Origin of the sequence: Tabrizicola sp. YIM 78059, from assembly GCF_004959785.1 — a bacterium.
GTDB classification, from domain to species: Bacteria; Pseudomonadota; Alphaproteobacteria; order Rhodobacterales; family Rhodobacteraceae; genus Tabrizicola; species Tabrizicola caldifontis.
Map to the genome: position 1 here is coordinate 38,123 of NZ_SJZH01000009.1, position 18,307 is coordinate 56,429.

Annotated in this window: 16 protein-coding genes; 7 read left to right on the forward strand and 9 right to left on the reverse strand. The window is 65.2% G+C overall.

Features of this window, described 5'->3' with window-relative positions; genetic code table 11:
* Positions 1–73 precede the first annotated feature (73 nt).
* From glyS to EZM81_RS12455, 4 genes are all read right to left on the reverse strand, one after another.
* The gene (glyS, locus tag EZM81_RS12440) at positions 74–2,158 is read right to left on the reverse strand and encodes a glycine--tRNA ligase subunit beta (RefSeq protein ID WP_136646004.1); all 2,085 of its coding nucleotides are present in this window, start codon (positions 2,156–2,158) and stop codon (positions 74–76) included.
* An 85-nt stretch (positions 2,159–2,243) separates the two neighbouring features.
* Entirely contained in the window at positions 2,244–4,103 is a 1,860-nt protein-coding gene (locus tag EZM81_RS12445) for an FkbM family methyltransferase (RefSeq protein ID WP_136645939.1), read from the reverse strand.
* Positions 4,100–4,579, reverse strand: coding sequence for a DUF6446 family protein (locus EZM81_RS12450; protein WP_248298217.1), 480 nt, complete (start codon positions 4,577–4,579; stop codon positions 4,100–4,102). The genes EZM81_RS12445 and EZM81_RS12450 overlap by 4 nt, the downstream gene beginning before the upstream one ends.
* Positions 4,580–4,581: 2 nt before the next feature.
* Entirely contained in the window at positions 4,582–5,508 is a 927-nt protein-coding gene (locus tag EZM81_RS12455; RefSeq protein WP_135450446.1) for a glycine--tRNA ligase subunit alpha, read from the reverse strand.
* 250 nt (positions 5,509–5,758) lie between these two features.
* On the opposite strand from EZM81_RS12455, the gene EZM81_RS12460 reads away from it, so the two are divergent.
* From EZM81_RS12460 to EZM81_RS12470, 4 genes are all read left to right on the forward strand, one after another.
* On the forward strand, positions 5,759–7,477 hold the full coding sequence (locus EZM81_RS12460) for a trypsin-like peptidase domain-containing protein (RefSeq protein WP_169052367.1): 1,719 nt from the start codon (positions 5,759–5,761) through the stop codon (positions 7,475–7,477).
* An 81-nt stretch (positions 7,478–7,558) separates the two neighbouring features.
* The gene (gene purB, locus EZM81_RS12465; protein WP_135450444.1) at positions 7,559–8,863 is read left to right on the forward strand and encodes an adenylosuccinate lyase; all 1,305 of its coding nucleotides are present in this window, start codon (positions 7,559–7,561) and stop codon (positions 8,861–8,863) included.
* Between the two features lie 138 nt (positions 8,864–9,001).
* The gene (locus EZM81_RS18330; RefSeq protein WP_169052368.1) at positions 9,002–9,166 is read left to right on the forward strand and encodes a hypothetical protein; all 165 of its coding nucleotides are present in this window, start codon (positions 9,002–9,004) and stop codon (positions 9,164–9,166) included.
* Positions 9,167–9,238: 72 nt separating this feature from the next.
* Complete coding sequence (locus EZM81_RS12470; RefSeq protein WP_136645942.1) at positions 9,239–10,306, forward strand: FliG C-terminal domain-containing protein; 1,068 nt, start codon at positions 9,239–9,241, stop codon at positions 10,304–10,306.
* 45 nt (positions 10,307–10,351) lie between these two features.
* Here the strand turns inward: EZM81_RS12470 and EZM81_RS12475 are convergent, their stop codons facing one another.
* Positions 10,352–10,945 carry an outer membrane protein gene (locus EZM81_RS12475; RefSeq protein WP_167851013.1) on the reverse strand — a complete coding sequence of 198 codons (594 nt, stop codon included), beginning with the start codon at positions 10,943–10,945 and terminating at the stop codon, positions 10,352–10,354.
* A 154-nt stretch (positions 10,946–11,099) separates the two neighbouring features.
* Here EZM81_RS12475 and EZM81_RS12480 point away from each other — a divergent pair, with 154 nt between their 5' ends.
* Positions 11,100–11,978, forward strand: coding sequence for a DMT family transporter (locus tag EZM81_RS12480; protein WP_240784145.1), 879 nt, complete (start codon positions 11,100–11,102; stop codon positions 11,976–11,978).
* A 2-nt stretch (positions 11,979–11,980) separates the two neighbouring features.
* The gene (locus EZM81_RS12485; protein WP_136645943.1) at positions 11,981–12,892 is read left to right on the forward strand and encodes a lysophospholipid acyltransferase family protein; all 912 of its coding nucleotides are present in this window, start codon (positions 11,981–11,983) and stop codon (positions 12,890–12,892) included.
* A 25-nt stretch (positions 12,893–12,917) separates the two neighbouring features.
* Here EZM81_RS12485 and EZM81_RS12490 read toward each other — a convergent pair whose 3' ends face one another.
* Complete coding sequence (locus EZM81_RS12490) at positions 12,918–13,613, reverse strand: thioredoxin family protein (protein WP_136645944.1); 696 nt, start codon at positions 13,611–13,613, stop codon at positions 12,918–12,920.
* A gap of 183 nt (positions 13,614–13,796) precedes the next feature.
* On the opposite strand from EZM81_RS12490, the gene acnA reads away from it, so the two are divergent.
* On the forward strand, positions 13,797–16,544 hold the full coding sequence (acnA, locus tag EZM81_RS12495; RefSeq protein ID WP_136645945.1) for an aconitate hydratase AcnA: 2,748 nt from the start codon (positions 13,797–13,799) through the stop codon (positions 16,542–16,544).
* A 304-nt stretch (positions 16,545–16,848) separates the two neighbouring features.
* Here the strand turns inward: acnA and EZM81_RS12500 are convergent, their stop codons facing one another.
* From EZM81_RS12500 to EZM81_RS12510, 3 genes are read right to left on the reverse strand one after another with little or no spacing between them, the layout of a single operon-like run.
* Positions 16,849–17,388 (reverse strand): DsbE family thiol:disulfide interchange protein, encoded by a 540-nt coding sequence (locus EZM81_RS12500; protein WP_240784143.1) that lies wholly within the window; start codon positions 17,386–17,388, stop codon positions 16,849–16,851.
* Positions 17,381–17,539, reverse strand: coding sequence for a heme exporter protein CcmD (ccmD, locus tag EZM81_RS12505; RefSeq protein WP_371685753.1), 159 nt, complete (start codon positions 17,537–17,539; stop codon positions 17,381–17,383). The genes EZM81_RS12500 and ccmD overlap by 8 nt, the downstream gene beginning before the upstream one ends.
* Positions 17,539–18,267, reverse strand: a complete 729-nt coding sequence (locus tag EZM81_RS12510; protein WP_136645946.1) for a heme ABC transporter permease — start codon at positions 18,265–18,267, stop codon at positions 17,539–17,541. Before EZM81_RS12510 ends, ccmD begins: the two co-directional genes overlap by 1 nt.
* Positions 18,268–18,307 lie beyond the last annotated feature (40 nt).

Genomic DNA, 18,307 nt, shown 5'->3' on the forward strand with positions numbered 1-18,307 from the left:
TTGGGCAGTCCACGAACCGCCAGTCGCGGGTGCCTCCCCCCCTCCGTGGGAAGGGGATGAGGGTGGGGGGCGATCAGCCCTCGATACGGCTCAGATCGGCAACGCCGGAACAGACCGCGCGGATGCGGTTGAGCAGGTTCAGCCGGTTGCGCCGCACCACCGGGTTCTCGCTGTTCACCTGCACGGCGGTGAAGAAGGCGTCGATGGGCGCGCGCAGGCCGGCCATGGCGGCCATGGCCCCGGCGAAATCCTCGGCCGCCATCGCCGGCCCGATCCGCGCCTCGGCCGCGTCGAGAGCGGCAAACAGCGCGCGTTCCTCCGCCGTTTCCGCGAATTTCGCTTCCGCGCCGAAGGAATACTCGACCCCATCCTTCGCCTCGGCCTGGGCCAGGATGTTGTTCGCCCGTTTGAACCCCTGCAGCAGGTTCGCCCCGTCCTCGGTCTTGAGCGTTTCGGACAGCGCCGTTGCCCGCTTCACCAGCAGCGTCAGGTCGTCGCTGCCGGGCATGGCAAGGCAGGCGTCGATGACATCGTGCCGGATGCCCTGGTCCTTGAGATGGACCTTGAGACGGTCGTGGAAGAAGGAGAGAAGGTCGAGCGCGGCCGACATTCCATGCGGACCTGCGGCGGGATGCCGGGCGATGCCCCCGGCCACGATCTCGGCCAGCGAGGCCCGCACCCCATTCCCCAGCACCAGCCGGATCACCCCCAGCGCCGCGCGGCGCAGGGCGAACGGGTCCTTCGACCCCGTCGGCTTCTCGTCGATGGCCCAGAACCCGGTCAGCGTGTCGATCCTGTCGGCCAGAGCCACGGCGACCGACACCGGCTCCACCGGCACCGCGTCGCCCTCGCCCTTCGGCCGCCAGTGGTCCCGCGCGGCATCGGCGACCGCAGGCTTCTCCCCGGCCTCCAGCGCGTAATAGCGGCCCATCACGCCCTGCAACTCGGGAAACTCGCCCACCATCGCCGAGCGCAGGTCCAACTTCGCCAGGCGCGCCGCGCGCTCGGCGTCAGCAGGATCCGCACCCACCAGCGGCGCGATCTCGCGCGCCAGCGCCGCAATCCGCTCGATCCGCTCGGCCTGAGACCCCAGCTTGTTGTGGAAGGTCACGGCCTTCAGCCCCTCGACCCACTCGACCATCCCGGCCTTCGCCACGCGCAGGTCGTTCTCCCAGAAGAACTTCGCGTCCGACAGCCGCGCAGCCAGCACCTTCTGGTTCCCCTTCAGGATCACCTCGCCGCCGTCCGCGGCCTCGATGTTGGCGACCGTCACGAAGCCCTCGATCCGGCCCGTCCTGGGGTTCCGCACCGAGAAGAACTTCTGATGCTCCTTCATCGAGGTCTGCAGGACCTCGGGCGGCAAGGACAGGAAGTCGTCCGCAATCCGCCCCATCAGCGGCACCGGCCATTCCACCAACCCCGCGATCTCGGTCAGCAGGCCGGGGTCGGGCACGACCTCCATCCCGGCGGCAAAGGCCAGGTTCTGCGCGCCCTGCCAGATCGCCGCCTCGCGTTCGGCGCTGTCCAGCACCACCTTCGCGCGCTTGAGCTTCACCAGGTAATCGTCGAACCCCGTGACCGTGAACCGGCCCATCCCCATGAAGCGGTGGCCCTCGGTCGTGTTCCCCGCAACGATGCCGTCCACCTCCAGCGGCACGACATGCGCCCCGCCCTCGTCCGACAGGATGCACAGGATCGACTGCAAGGGCCGTACCCAGCGCAAGGAGCCCGACCCCCAGCGCATCGACTTCGGCCAGGGGAAATTGCGGATCGTTGTTTCCAGCACCTCGGCCACGATCTCGGGCGCCTTGCGGCCGGGCCTCTCGATCACGGCATAGAAGGTCTCGCCTTTCTTGTCGGCGCGGCGTTCCAGCTGGTCGAGGGTCAGGCCGGTGGACCGCAGGAAGCCCTCGATCGCCTGCTGCGGCGCCGTGGTGGCCGGCCCTTTCCGTTCCTCGCGCACCGGGCGGCTTTCGGCCGTCAGCCCCTCGACCGACAGGACCAGCCGGCGCGGGGTGGAGAAGACCCCGGCCGAGGCATAGGTGAGCCCGGCCTCGACCAGCCCGTCGGTGACCAGCTTCCGCAAATCCTCGCGCGCGCGGGCTTGCATCCGGGCCGGGATTTCCTCGGAGAAGAGTTCGATCAGAAGGTCGGGCATCAGTATTGGGTCCATTCAGCTGGCAGGCTTTTGTTCAGTCCACAGGCGGTCTGGCCACGGCAAGGCACAGTTTACGAAATCCTCGTCAAGACAAAAGTCGAGCGCGCCTCTCTGGGGATCGGTGCTTGGCAGACATCGCGGCGGCATACTTCCGTGCCCCGTCCGCAGCGATGACACCGCGGTCCATCAGCACTTCGACGGATTTCAGCGCCAGCGATCTGCTTGCGAAGATGAAATCCGCCAGGATCGCCAGATGCTTGAGCGCTTCTGTCGGCTGGGACTCGAAGTCAAACAGCTTACGCACAAAAATCGCGCCGCCGTCCGAGAGCTGGTCCGCACGCGCACGCCGGGGTACGCCAGACGTCAGTTTTCCCCGGAAAGGTACGGACCGAAAGAAGCTGAACTTGTGCAACTGAAAGCCCAGCCGGTTCAAACAGACCATCTGATCGCCCAGGAGCGGCTGGTTTTCGTAAATCGGCAGGGCAGAGGTCTCGGTGATTACGGCTATTGCGCCGGCAAGCTTGGTCGTTGCGTTGAGAAACACATCGATCTCGCCGCCCGAGACATCGATCTTCAAGAGGTCGATCTGCGGCAGGCCGGCCACATCATCAAGGCGGACTGTCGGCACGTCGATCACCGACTGGACGATCATGTCCTTCTTCCGGCGCTGCAGCGCCCGCGACACCCTTTGGTTCGGCACTAGCGTCGAGCTGAACCCTGGGTGACTGGTCAGATGCAGCCGTTTGACCGTACCATCTCCGACGGCCGAGGGCAGATAATGTTCGTTCGGCCCAGCCGCGGCAACCAGCTTGGCATATTCCTCGGGCTGCGGCTCAAACCCCCAGACCTGGCATGCGCCCTGTTTCAGCAAGAAGGCATAGGGCGGCTCTTTGCTCCCGCTGGCCCCGACATCGGCAATTACTGTCTTTCGCTCAGGGGCGAGCAGGTCCAGAAGGAGGCGCAAGCGGTCGGCTTCGGCAGGCGGCTGGGCAGTCTTTGCCCTGCTGCCCCTGTCAATACGCTCTTGGACAGCTCCCTGATCGGCGGCGGGGGCGGCTATAAGGGGGGCGTACCGTTTAGGCAGGCGGACGCAGAGCGATTTCTTCCGCACCGTGCCATCGGGGGCAGTCACCTGTGTGAAGCGGGGCGTGTGGGCAGCAGCCCCTACGTCGTCAAAGCACAGTCGCTGCCGGATAAGTCCATCGATAGCATCAAGATCGAAGGCCGTGTCTTTCCCTACAGTCTCGAACTGCCGAAAGCGCGACTTCGCATGACTGGAGTATGACGCCTTCGCAAAATCCCCGCGGTCTTCAAGGCGCTTCTGCAGCAACTCCTGATCCATCGAGGCGAGGTGGATAAGCTTCAGGCTCTTGCTCAGAACGACCGGCTCGCCGTGAACCGTATGGCAGGCCGAAGTCCAGACGACCGCTCGGGCAATTGCGCAGGGCTTGCAATAGTCGCCCCGGAAATAGGCATAACTGCGCTGTTCCAGGATCGGAACGTCGAGCCGAAGCGGGCCTTCCATCTTGCGGTTCTGCACCACGTCCAGGCCGATGGCGTATAGATAGCCGTTGTCCTGCGCTTCCTTGACGACCTCGGTCCAGCTGCCCTGGGCTGGATCCACGACCAGGAATTCGTCCACGTCGACCCGCAGCACGATGTCGTATCGGGTCAAGAGCCGCGCACTTTCTGCAGACAGGAACTCTGCGAAATAGGCGTCGCACTCGGTCCGGCTGGACGGAAAGGTCACCGGGATCACCGTGCCGAACGTCGCGTCCGCGGGAAGCTCCCAATCTTCCCCGTCCTTGTAGAGAAACAGGTTCTCGGTCCCGAAAAGCGCACCGTAGTGCCGGCTGAAGAGCGCGCAGAAGAACGGCTCCTTCCGCGCGTGCGTCATGACCGCTACCCGGACTCCGCTTGGCACGAACGCCGGGTGGTTGGTCATTGCGACTCCGCCCCCTCTGCCCCGCCAAGCTGATGCCAGGCATAGGCGCGGCCGTCGGCAAAGACGGCCACCACACGGTCAACGCCTGGGCGGATGTCGGGTTCCGACAGGAACGCCAGCGCCTCACCCGTCTCCAGCGCGCGGCCGATGGCCTCGGCGTCGAAACAGGGAAAGTTGGAGGGCGCGACCAGGGGCACAGCGCCCTCATAGGGGCGGTAGGTCTCGGTCAGCATGGCCAGCGTGAGGGGCGTGGTGAAGCAGGCGCGGAACTTTATCGGGGACGAGGGTGCGTCGATCCCCTGGATGTCATTGGCGACGATGGCCTCCGGCTGGTCGCCGTTCAGCGGCACCAGCCGGATTTCCTGCCCCTGCGTGAAGGCCACCGGCTCGTAAAAGGCCCGCTCGGCGGTGTACCAGAGGGCCGCACCCCCGATGACGGCGGTCAGAAGGATCACGGCCACGGCGATCTTGCCCACATTCACAGGTCCGCCCCCGCCTCGGTCTGCCGGAAGGCATCGGCGCATTTCTTCGCCAAGGCCCGAACCCGGCCGATATAGGCCTGCCGTTCGGTGACCGAAATCACGCCCCGCGCGTCCAGAAGGTTGAACAGGTGGCTTGCCTTGATCGTCTGGTCATAGGCCGGGTGCGCCATGACGATGCGCTTGCCCGATTTCGGGTCGTCCGGCGCGAAGGCCAGCAGACGCTCGCATTCGGCCTCGGCATCCTCGAAATGCCGGAACAGCATCTCGGTCGTGGCGCCATCGAAGTTGTGGCGGCTGTATTCCTCTTCCGTCTGGCGGAAGACATCGCCATAGGTCAGAGGAATTGGCGCATCCGGGTCGTTGAACGGCATCTCCATCACATGGTCGATGCCCATCACATACATCGCCAGCCGTTCCAGGCCATAGGTCAACTCGCCCGACACCGGCTTGCAGTCGTGCCCGCCGACCTGCTGGAAATAGGTGAACTGCGAAACCTCCATGCCGTCGCACCAGACCTCCCAGCCCAGGCCCCAGGCGCCAAGCGTCGGGCTTTCCCAGTCGTCCTCGACAAAGCGGATGTCGTGCAGGTCAAGGTCGATGCCGATGGCGCGCAGGCTTCCCAGATAAAGGTCCTGCAGATCGGGCGGGCTGGGTTTGATGATGACCTGATACTGGTAATAGTGCTGCAGGCGGTTCGGGTTCTCGCCATAGCGTCCGTCGGTCGGGCGGCGCGACGGCTGGACATAGGCCGCCGCCCAGGGCTTCGTGCCCAGCGACCGCAGCGTGGTCGCCGGGTGAAAGGTGCCCGCGCCTACCTCCATGTCATAGGGTTGCAGGACCGCGCAGCCCTTCGACGCCCAATAGGATTGCAGGCGCAGGATGATCTCCTGAAAGCTGCGGGGCGTGGTCGTCTCATGCGTCATGGCGCACCCTTGCGATTGGCCGGTAGGGAAGGTCGCGCCTTCCCTACCCACTGGCAGGATAAGGGTCAATTCCGGAATGATCCGTCGCAACCCCGCCCGATTGTGACCGGGCCGGGTCGGTTCCACCCTTGCCGCAGCGGCGCGGTTGTCTAATGTCGCGCGAAACACGCAGCCAAAGCGCAGGATCCGCCCAGTGACCTTTCGTGTGCCTCTTCATCCCCTTGCCGCCTGCCTTCTGCTTATGGTCCTCATGGCCTTGCGGCCCCATCCGGGGCAGGCGCAGGAAGGGCAGGTCTGGGTCCAGATCGAGGCACAGCCGACCCGCGCCGAGGCCGAGGCCCGCGCCCGCGTCTATGCCGAACGGTTCCCCGAAACCCAGGGCTACCTGCTGCGCTCGGGCTGGTATGGCATCATGATCGGTCCCTATCCCGCCGACGAAGGCAACCGGCGCCTGAATGATCTGAAACGGTCGCGTGCCATCCCGGCCGACAGTTTCATCGCCTTCTCCAGCAACTTCGGCGAACAATACTGGCCGCCCGCCGGGGCCGCGGCACCAGAGGCGGTCACACTTGCCCCCGAACCCGGAAACCCGGTGCCGGAAATTGCCGTCCCTGCCCCCGAACCTGCGGCAATCGCCGACGAAACCCGCACCGAAGCCCGCGACAGCGAGTCGCTTCTGACCGAGGAGCAGCGCAAGGAACTGCAGGTGGCGCTGCAATGGTTCGGCTTCTACCAGGGTGGCATCGATGGCGCCTTCGGACCGGGCACCCGCAATTCGATGTCCGCCTGGCAGCAGGCGCAGGGCATGCTGGAACCAACCGGCATCCTGACCAGCCGCCAGCGCGCGAAACTGCTGCAGGACTACCGCGACGAGACCGCCGCCTTCGGCTTTGCCCGGTTGGACGAGCCCGAAGCCGGAATCAGCATCACCCTGCCCCTTGGCCTGGTCGAGTTCGACCATTACGAACCGCCCTTCGTCCACTTCCGGCCCCGGCAGGACGCGGGGCCCCGGATCGTCCTGATCTCGCAGCCTGGCGACCAGGCAGCCCTTGCCGGGCTTTACGAGATGGTTCAGACGCTGGATGCCGTGCCGCTGACCGGCGAGCGGCAGCTTGGTGAACGCAGCTTCCGCATCCGCGGCACGTCGGACCGGGTGGATACCACGGTCTTTGCCGAACTTCGGGGCGGGCTGATCAAGGGCTGGATGCTCATCTCGGCGCCCGGAAACGGGGAACGTGATGCGCGCATCCTGCAGGCCATGGAACAGAGCTTCACCATGACCGGCACCCGTGCCCTTGACCCCGGAATGGTTCCTCTTGCTGCCGAGACAAAGGCGGGGCTTCTGTCGGGGCTCGACGTGCGCAAGCCGCGCTTCAGCCGTTCGGGCATTTTCGTTTCGGGCGAGGGGATGGTGCTGACCACGACCGAGGCCGTCACCGGATGCGGGCGCATCACGCTGGACCGGCAGACCGAAGGCCAGGTGGTGCTGACCGACGCTGCCGCCGGACTGGCTGTCGTGAGGCCGAAAACCCCACTGGCGCCGCGCAAGGTGGCCAGCTTGCAGACCGGGCCGGAAAGGCCTGGGACAGAGGTGATGGTCGCCGGCTATTCCTATGAGGACCGCCTTCCTGCCCCGGTAATGACCTTCGGCACCCTCGAGGAGCTGACCGGCCTGAATGGAGAAGCGGGCATCAAGCGGCTGTCCGTGCAGGCGATGCCCGGCGACACCGGCGGGCCGGTGCTGGATGCCACGGGTGCGGTGATCGGGGTTCTGCTGCCCGGCGGCGGACCCGAAGGCAAGGTTCTGCCGCCCGGCACCTTCTTCGCCGCCACGGGCGCCGAGGTCGCGCGGGTGCTGACCGCGGGGGGCATCGCCCCGACCGAAGCCCGTGCGCAGGGCGCCCTGCCGCCCTATGACCTCTCGGAACTTGGCGCCGGGATGACGGTCCTCGTCTCCTGCTGGGACTGATCGGCACCTGCGGCGCTTGCGCCCTGCCCCCTTGCGGCGTAAGGGGGCGGCGTCCCCGAAGTCCGCCGCGAAGGTGCCCGCATGATCCCGCGCTATTCCCGCCCCGAAATGGTGGCGATCTGGTCCCCTGAAACCCGCTTCCGCATCTGGTTCGAGATCGAGGCCCACGCTTGCGACGCCCAGGCCGCCCTTGGCGTGATCCCCAAGGAAAATGCCGAAGCCGTCTGGCGCGCAAAGGACGTGCCCTTCGACGTGGCCCGCATCGACGAGATCGAGGCGGTCACGAAGCACGATGTCATCGCCTTTCTCACCCATCTGGCCGAAATCATCGGCAATGAAGAGGCGCGCTTCGTCCATCAGGGGATGACCTCGTCGGACGTGCTGGACACGACCTTCAACATCCAGCTTGTCCGTGCCGCAGACCTGCTGCTCAACGGCCTCGACCGGGTGCTCGCCGCGCTGAAGGCGAGGGCCTACGAACACAAGGACACCATCCGCATCGGCCGCAGCCACGGCATTCATGCCGAGCCCACGACGATGGGCCTGACCTTCGCCCGCTTCTATGCCGAGATGAAGCGCAACCGGGAACGGCTTGAAAACGCGCGGAAGGAAGTCTCCACCGGGGCGATTTCCGGCGCGGTCGGCACCTTCGCCAACATCGACCCGCGGGTCGAGGAACATGTGTGCAAGATGTTGGGCCTGGTTCCCGAACCGATCAGCACCCAGGTGATCCCCCGCGACCGCCACGCCATGTTCTTCGCCACACTTGGCGTGATCGCCTCCAGCATCGAAAACGTGGCCATCGAGATCCGCCACATGCAGCGCACCGAGGTTCTGGAGGCCGAGGAGTATTTCTCGCCCGGCCAGAAGGGATCGAGCGCGATGCCGCACAAGCGCAACCCGGTGCTGACCGAAAACCTGACCGGCCTTGCGCGCCTTGTCCGGATGGCCGTGACCCCTGCGCTGGAGAATGTGGCGCTCTGGCACGAACGCGACATTTCGCATTCATCGGTCGAACGGATGATCGGCCCCGACACCACGATCACGCTGGATTTCGCCCTGCACCGGCTGGCCGGGGTGATCGAGAAGCTGGTGGTCTATCCCGAAAACATGTTGAAGAATCTCAACAAGTTCAAGGGACTGGTCATGTCCCAGCGCGTGCTTCTGGCCCTGACCCAAGCCGGCGTTTCGCGCGAGGATGCCTATCGCCTGGTGCAGCGCAACGCCATGAAGGTCTGGGAAAAGGGTGCCGACTTCAAGGCCGAGTTGCTTGCCGACCCCGAGGTAACGGCCGTGCTTTCCCCGGCCGAGATCGAGGAGAAGTTCGACCTCGGCTACCATACCAAACACGTCGATACGATCTTCGCCCGGGTCTTCGGCAGCTGACGGAAGCGTGATCCGGCCTGCGGCGCGGGGTCGCGGTTTTCGCTGCTTGATTGCGATCGGTCCGTGCTACCTTTCAGGAACGTGCCGACGCCAATCGCATCGGATCCGTCTGAACCCCGAACCGACAGGAGGACGACCATGAAGATCGCACTGACCCTCTCCGCGCTTGCCCTCTCGCTGACGCCGGCGCTGGCCTATTCGGGCTGTCCGGGCAAGGAAAGGCAGGAAACCGCGGCATCCTGCATGCCGGGCTATACCTGGGATGCCGAAAAGGGCTCCTGCATCGCCACACCTTCCAGCTGAACTCCAGCACCGCTAAGCCTGCATTAACCTGCGGCAGCGAAGCTTTGGGCATCTGAATCGCCAGGGGTGCCCATGCCGCAGGATCTTGTCCCCCTCTCTCGCACAGCGCCTGACCGAAGTGTGGCGTCTTCCTCGTGCCGCGTTCTGACGGCGCGACAGAAGGCGGCAGTCATCGTCCGCTACCTGCTGACACAGGGCACGACCCTGCCGCTGGCCTCGCTTCCCGAACACATGCAGGCCGCGCTGGCCGAACAGATGGGTAAGATGCGCCTGATCGACCGCGCCACCCTTGATGAGGTTGTGGCAGAATTCCTCGCCGAACTCGATTCAGTCGGCCTTGCCTTTCCCGGCGGGATAGAGGGGGCACTGTCGATGATGGACGGCCACATCTCGCAGTCGGCCGCCTCGCGCCTGCGCCGCATGGCCTCTGCCTCATCCAGGATCGACCCCTGGGAACGTATCACAGCGCTGCCGTCAGACCGCCTGCTGCCGATCCTGATCGACGAGGCGGTAGAGATCGGGGCCGTCATGCTGTCGAAGCTTCCGGTCCCCAGGGCGGCGGAACTTCTGGGAAAACTGCCCGGCGAGCGCGCGCGGAGGGTTGCCCATGCGGTATCAATGACCGGCAACGTCGATCCCGAAACCGTACGCCGGATTGGCGTGGCGCTGCTCAGCGAGCTCGACAATCAGCCGCCCCGCGCCTTCGACCGGGGGCCGGTCGAACGGGTCGGGGCCATCCTGAATGTCGCGGCCTCGGCCACGCGCGACGGCGTGCTGAAGGGTCTGGATGCCGAGGACGCCGATTTCGCCGCCGAGGTACGCAAGGCGATCTTCACCTTCGCGCATATCCCCGCCCGCCTGCACCCGCGCGACGCGCCAAAGGTTACCCGAATGGTGGAACAGTCGCAGCTCGTCACCGCACTTGCCGCCGCCCAGGGCAGGCCCGAACTGGAAGAGGCCGCAGAATTCCTTCTGGCCAACATCTCGCAGCGCCTGGCCCAGGGTCTGCGCGAGGAAATCGCAACCCGCGGAAAGGTCAAGGAAAAGGACGGCGAAGCCGCCATGACCGCGATCGTCGCCGCGATTCGCGCGCTTGAGACAGCGGGCGACATCACCCTGATCCGCGAGGAGGAAGACTGATGCGACCGGGGGCCGCTGCCGCCCCCGGCCTGGTGCCGGAATCGTCTAGAACCGGTAGTCCAGTCGCAGGGCAAACTCGCGGTTGTCGATGTCGATTGCGCTTCCGTCGAAGTCGTCCTTCTTCTCTACAAGGTATTCGACGCCAGCGACCAACCGCCCCTGCGCCCCGAAGGCAAAGCGGGCGCCAATGCCGTAGGCCGTGGCGGTATCGGACGCTGTGTCGCCACCTTCGTCGAGCTTCATGTCGGACACGCCGATGAATGCATAGGGCAGGACGCGTCCTGCATCGAAACCACCGATCAGCTTCAGCCGCGTCGAACTGACCGAAGCGTCCGTGATATCCTCCAGATCGGAGGTCGAATAGGAAAGCTCTCCGCCCACCACGAAGCGACCCAGGTCATGCAGATAGCCGGCCTGAACGCCAAACCCCTGCGTGTCGTAACTTATGGTCCCGTCATCGATGCTGCCCATCGTAAGGGCCAGACCGGCATAGAACCCCGTCCAGTCATAGCTGGGTGCAGCCGGCGCAACCGGAGCCGCGACCACCGGCTCGCTTGCGACCACCACCGGCCCACCCGCACTGGCCGGTCCGGCCGCAAGGACGAGGCAGGCAATTGCAAGACTTCTGGTATTCATCATGACGCCCTCCGAAATTCGCTTCTCAATATGATGAAGAGTACATGAATCGGTACATGACGCAAAGTCAGTCATTCCCTGCAACCGACTGTCTTGCCCAGGGCCTCTTGCCCGGATCGCTTGCGGTCCTGTCGCCATGTCTCTAGCGTCTCGGCCGATGCGACAGCCCTCTTCCCTTTCTCATGTGACGCGCGGCGTCGCCCTGATGATCCTGGCGATCTTCCTCTTTACCGCGATGGATGCGACCGCCAAGGGCCTGATCGAGCGTTACCCCGCGCCGCAAGTGATCTGGGTGCGCTTCATCGGCCAGCTTCTGCTGGTGATCGTGATCCTGCGGCAGCATCTAGGCCCGATGCTGCGCACGCGGTTTCCCGTGCTGCATTTCTGGCGCTCGGCCTCGCAGTTCGGCGCAACCACTTTCTTCTTCCTGTCGCTGCCCCACATCGGGCTGGCCGAGGCCACCGCGATCGCCGACATCAACCCGGTGCTCATCACACTGGGGGCGGCGCTGTTCCTGGGGGAAAGGCTTGGGCCGCGGCGGGTCGCCGGGGTTGTCGCCGCGCTGATCGGCGCCCTGATCGTGATCAGGCCTGGGGCGGGCGTCTTCACCTGGTGGGCGCTGCTGCCCCTGTGCTGTGCGCTGTCCTATGCGGCCTCGGCCTTGCTGACCCGCAAGATCGGGGCGCAGGAAAGCGTCTGGGCCTCGATGGTCTATGCCGCGCTATTCGGCAGCATCGTCGCCGGCGCCGCCCTGCCCTTCGTCTGGCAACCGATTTTGACCGCGGACCTCTGGCGCTTCGGGCTGATCGCCTGCCTGGGAACCGGGGCCCAGCTGTGCATCATCCGCAGCTTTTCGATCACCGAGGCCTCGATTGTCGCCCCCTTCGCCTATCTGGGAATAGTCTTCGCCACCTTTTGGGGCATCGCCCTGTACGACCAGTGGCCCGACCGCTGGACGGTGATCGGTGCGCTTGTGATCGTGGGGGCGGGGCTCTATGTCTGGCAGCGCGAAACAAGGGCTGCCCGCTCCGCCTGACCATGGCCGAACCGACCTTCTCCTTGCGCCACTGGACGCAGGACCGCGCGTTGCGCGGCCTGATCTGGCTGCTTCTGCGCCTGCCCTACCGCTGGCGGGTGCCACTGTGCGGCTGGGTTCTGTCGCGGATCATCGCGCCCGTCGCGGGCTATCGCCGGCGCATCCGCGACAATCTTGCCCTGGTGCTGCCCGACCTGCCCAAGGCCGAGGTCGAACGCATTGTCCTTGCGGTGCCCGACAATGTCGGCCGCACGGTGATCGAAATCTACTCGGGCTCCGAATTCATCGCCCATGCCGTCAGCCACCCCCTGACGGGCGGTGGCGTCGCCGCACTGGAAGAAGCGCATCGCCAGGGGCGCCCGGTGATCCTGGTGACCGGCCACTTCGGCAACTACGACGCCAGCCGCGCAGCCCTGATCGCGCGCGGCTATCGGGTGGGTGCGCTCTACATGCCGATGGCCAACCGCTACTTCAACGAACATTACGTCAAGGCGATCTCGGGGATCGGCACACCCCTGTTTCCCCGCGGCCGGGCAGGCCTGGCCGACATGGTGCGGCACCTGCGGTCGGGCGGCATGCTGGGGATGCTGGTCGATCAGCACATGCATCACGGCGAGGAACTCAGCTTCTTTGGCCGTCCTGCGCTGACCGCGCTTTCGGCGGCGGAGCTGGCGCTGAAGTATGACGCCCTGCTGGTGCCGACCTATGCGGTGCGGTTGCCGGACGGGCTTTCGTTCGAGATCATCGTGGAACCACCCATCCCGCGCGGCACGCCCGAGGCGATGACCCAGGCGCTGAACGACAGCCTCGAGGCGCTGGTGCGTCAGCACATCGACCAGTGGTTCTGGATCCACCGCCGCTGGAAGGGGGCTGGCAAGGCACGACAGCGCATCAACATGAAGCCCCGGCCATAAAGGCGGGCACCGCGCCAGAAGGGTTTCAGTCCACCCGCGCCGCGGCAAGAATCGCCGCCGGACCCGCCGTCTGCAAGATCACGGCCCCCGGCTCGTCGCCGCCGTAGGGCGCCACCAGCTCCAGCGGCTCCTGACCGGCCCAGTCGGCTACAGCTTCCCATGAGGTCACGATATTGTGGTAGGTCATCGTCCGTCCCGCATTCTCGCCGCGTTCGATGGTCACGGTTTCCTGCGGCTTGTAGCGCACGAGCTGCACCCGCACCGGCTCTTTCAATGGTGGGTCTGCCTCGGCCCGGATCACGATGCGCTCGCCTTCGCGCGTCACGCTCAGCCGCACCGGCGTCGTGGCCTTGAGGTGGGCGCGCAGCCGCTCGGCCGTCTTGTCGGGCGCGAAGCCCTCGATCCGGTCCTGCCCGCCGATGATCAGCTGCGGCGTGTAGATCGTGCGTGAGCCCACCGCCTTGGCATAGGCGCGCTGGCGGTCGGTGAATTTCGGATGCGCGAACTTGTCGGCCCAGCCGATATAGTCCCAGTAATCGACATGCAGCGCCAGCGGCAGGATTCGCGGGTCGGAGGCCAGCATCGCGACGAATTCGTCGGCCGGCGGGCAGGAGGAACAGCCTTGCGAGGTGTAAAGTTCCACCACCACCACCTGTTCTGCCGCAACCGGGGCTGCCGCCGCCAGACACAAGCCGAAGGCGGCGCTGACGAAATGTCGCATGTCGCGTATCCTGATCCCTTTATCCCCTCGCGTGTTATAGGGAAGCCACCATGCCCCTGCCAATCAAGGTTTTGCGAGAGATCCGACACATGCCCCGCGAGATCCCGCATTCAGGGACTGGATAATCGGCATACAATTGCATACAATGACACCAGAAGCCGCCTTTCCCGAAGGAGCCACCCGATGACCGTCACAGTTGGACACGACCTGTCGAAGACCCGCAAGACCCTGACCGCGGGCGGACAGACCGTCAGCTACTATTCGATCCCCGCCGCCGAGGCCGCAGGCCTGGGCGAGTTCGCCAGGCTTCCCGCCAGCCTCAAGGTGGTGCTGGAAAACATGCTGCGGTTCGAAGATGGAAAGACCGTGACCGTCGATGACATCAAGGCCTTTTCCGACTGGGGCAGGAACGGCGGCCAGAACCCGCGCGAAATCGCCTATCGCCCGGCGCGCGTGCTGATGCAGGACTTCACCGGCGTTCCGGCGGTGGTGGACCTTGCGGCCATGCGTGACGGCATCAAGGGCCTGGGCGGCGACGCGCAGAAGATCAACCCGCTGGCGCCGGTCGATCTGGTCATCGACCACTCGGTGATGATCGACGAATTCGGCCACCCCCGCGCCTTCCAGCTGAACGTGGACCGCGAGTATGAGCGGAACATGGAACGCTACGTCTTCCTGAAATGGGGGCAGAAGGCATTCAACAACTTCCGCGTCGTGCCGCCCGGCACGGGCATCTGCCACCAGGTGAACCTGGAATACCTGGCGCAGACCGTCTGGACTGACACCGACCAGAACGGCGAGATGGTCGCCTACCCCGACACGCTGGTCGGCACCGACAGCCACACCACCATGGTCAACGGCCTGGCCGTCCTTGGCTGGGGCGTGGGCGGGATCGAGGCCGAGGCCGCGATGCTGGGCCAGCCGGTTTCCATGCTGATCCCCGAGGTCGTGGGCTTCAAGCTGACTGGCGAGATGCGCGAGGGCACCACGGCGACTGACCTGGTGCTGAAGGTCGTGCAGATGCTGCGCAAGCACGGCGTGGTGAACAAGTTCGTCGAATTCTACGGACCCGGCCTTGATCACCTGCCGCTCGCCGACCGCGCTACCATCGCCAACATGGCCCCCGAATACGGCGCGACCTGCGGCTTCTTCCCGATCGACGGCGAAACCCTGCGCTATCTGCGCCAGACCGGCCGTGACGAGGGCCGCATCGCCCTGGTCGAGGCCTATGCCAAGGCGAACGGCATGTGGCGGGACGAGAATTACGATCCCATCTACACCTCGACCCTGCATCTGGACATGGGCGAGATCGTGCCTGCAGTCTCGGGTCCAAAACGCCCGCAGGACTACACGCCGCTGAATCTGGCCGCACGCTCGTTCGGCAAGGTCGTGGCGGAATACCGCGGGATCGACATTTCGGCCGATGCCAAGGACATGGCTGACGAGGGCCCCGTCGCCACGAAGCCGGTCGAGATTGCCAAGACCGCAGCGGTGGAAGGCGAAGGCTACAAGCTGCGCGACGGCTCGATCGTGATCGCCTCGATCACATCCTGCACGAATACCTCAAACCCCTATGTGATGATCGGCGCGGGGCTGGTGGCGCGCAAGGCGCGCGCTCTTGGCCTGACGCGCAAGCCCTGGGTCAAGACCTCGCTCGCGCCGGGGTCGCAGGTGGTGTCCGAATACCTGAACGCAGCGGGCCTGCAAGAGGATCTGGATGCCATCGGCTTCAATCTGGTCGGCTACGGCTGCACCACCTGCATCGGCAACTCGGGCCCCCTGCAGCCCGAGATCTCCAAGGCGATCAACGACAACGATCTGGTGGCTGCGGCGGTCCTGTCCGGCAACCGCAACTTCGAGGGCCGTATCTCCCCGGATGTTCGCGCGAACTACCTCGCTTCGCCGCCGCTCGTTGTCGCCTATGCGCTGGCGGGCGACATGAACATCGACCTGACCACCGAACCGCTTGGCACCGGGAAGGACGGCAAGCCTGTCTATCTGCGCGACATCTGGCCCACGAACAAGGAAATCGCCGATCTGGTCCACGCGACCGTGACGCGCGAGGCCTTCCAGAAGAAATACGCCGATGTGTTCAAGGGCGATGCGAAATGGCAGGCGGTCGAGGTGACGGACAGCGAAACCTATGACTGGCCGCCGACCTCGACCTACATCCAGAATCCGCCCTATTTCCGGGGCATGTCGAAGACCAAGGGGGCCATCCGCAATGTGACCGGCGCGCGCATCCTGGCGCTTCTGGGCGACATGATCACGACCGACCACATCAGCCCGGCCGGCAGCTTCAAGCCGAACACCCCTGCCGGCAAGTATCTGATCGAACGCGGCGTGCCGGTCAGCGAGTTCAACAGCTACGGCGCCCGGCGCGGCAACCACGAGGTGATGATGCGCGGCACATTCGCCAACATCCGCATCAGGAACGAGATGCTGGATGGTGTCGAGGGCGGCTATACCATCGGCCCAGATGGCAAGCAGACTTCGATCTTCGAGGCCTCGATGGCATATCAGGCGCAGGGCACGCCGCTGGTCGTGATTGGCGGCATCGAATACGGGGCGGGCTCCAGCCGTGACTGGGCGGCCAAGGGCACAGCACTTCTGGGTGTGAAAGCCGTCATCGCCGAAAGCTTCGAGCGCATCCACCGCTCGAATCTCGTCGGTATGGGCGTGATCCCGTTCGAATTCACCCCTGGCGAAAACCGCAAGACGCTGGGCCTGAAGGGCGACGAGGTGATCAGCATCGAGGGGCTGGAAGGCGATCTGAAGCCGCTCAGCCTGGTTCCCTGCCACATCACCTATGCCGATGGCACCAAGAAGACCATCCAGATCAAGTGCCGCATCGATACCGCCATCGAGATCGAATACGTCGAAAACGGCGGCGTCCTGCACTATGTCCTGCGGAACCTCGCCGCAGCCTGAATTGGCAAACGGAGGGTTTCCATGACAAAGGCCCGGGGCGACCCGGGCCTTAATCTTTCCTTCGGGCATCCGGAGGTGTCTGCGCGCCACCGCTTACGCAAGAAAGGTCCGCGCATGCGCTTTCCCACCCCGCGCCTTGTCGGTCGCACTGCGCCGTCGCCATGCCCCACGGCGTAGCAGCCTGCCGGCGGCAGAGCTATACGTGAGCACAGCCATCGCCGCCCCTGTCATCGCCGCCCTTGTCGGCGTTCCACGGGGCGGGCAGGCCACCGGGTGGGCAGGCCGTCCGGATGCTCCGGCCCCCTCAATCCCCGCCCGCGAGCGCCTTTTCCAGCGCCGGCACGAAGCGCGTCTCGTAGTCGGTGCCGACCAGCGGCCCGACGAAGCGGAACAGGACCGTCCCGTCGCCACCGATGATGAAGGTCTCGGGCGGGGCAGTCACGCCCCACTCCACACGGTTGCGTCCGTTCGGGTCGGTCGCCACGGCGATGAAGGGGTTGCCCTCTTCTGCCAAATAGGCCCGCGCCTTGGCATCGTCGTCCATCATGTTCACGCCCGCAACGCGCACGCCGTCAGCCGCCATCTTCAACAGCACCGGATGTTCCGCCCGGCAAGGCGGACACCATGTGGCCCAGAAATTGACCACCGTCACCTCGCCCGTGCGCAAGTCGGCATCGGTCAGCTGCGGCACACCTGAAAGGCCCGTCGCAGGCAGCACCGGCGCCGGCCGTCCGACAAAAACCGAAGGCAATTCGCCCGGGTTTTCACGCTGCATGCCAAAATAGAACATCCCCGCCAGCCCCGCGAACAGGACCGGCGGCAGCACCATAAGCCACCTAGCCATCCGTCTTCCCCTGCCGCGCCTCGACCTCGTCCAGTGCGCGCTTGGTCCGCGCGCTCTGCCACAGCGACAGCGCCACCAGCCCCGCGATCAGCAACGCCGTTGCCGCATAGGACGCCAGCACCGCAAAGGCATACTTCCCCAGATCCGGCATCACGCCACCCTCTCCTGCGCCAGAAGCGCCTTCAGCCGCCGCGCGCGGATTTCCGTTCGCGTCCGCATCAGGACGAGGGTGACGAACAACAGGACAAAGCCCGCGATGCACACGAGGAGCGGCACCCAGAACACGTTCGAAACATTTTCTTCCTTGTCCAGACTCAGCGAGGCACCCTGATGCAACCCCTGGTTCCAGAAATTCACCGCATAGCGCGACAAAAGCGCAAAGACCGATCCCACAAGGCACAGGATCGAGGTCAGGTCTGCCGCCGTATCGGGGTTCTCAATCGCTTCCCACAGCGCGATGTAGCCCAGATAAAACAGGCACAGGATCAGGAACGAGGTCAGCCGCGGATCCCAGGCCCACCAGGTGCCCCACATCGGCTGACCCCAGAGTGCGCCGGTGACCAGCGCGACAAGGGTGAAGGTCAACCCGATGGGCGCTGCGGCCTTGGCTGCCAGCGCACTGACATGGTGCCGCCGCACGATCCAGATGAGCGAGGCCACCAGCATCATGACCCAGGCATTGATCGCCATCATCGCCGACGGAACATGCAGGTAGATGATCTTGACGGTGGACCCCTGCTTGTAATCGTCCGGCGTGAAGAAGAAGCCCCAGACCAGCCCCACGACCAGACAGGCCACGGTCAGCCCGACCGCCCAGGGCAGAACCCAGGCCGAGGTCTGCATGAACTTCTTCGGATTGGCATATTCCCAGATCGACATGGCCCCTCGCCTATCCCCTTCGCCTGCCCTGCTCAACTCA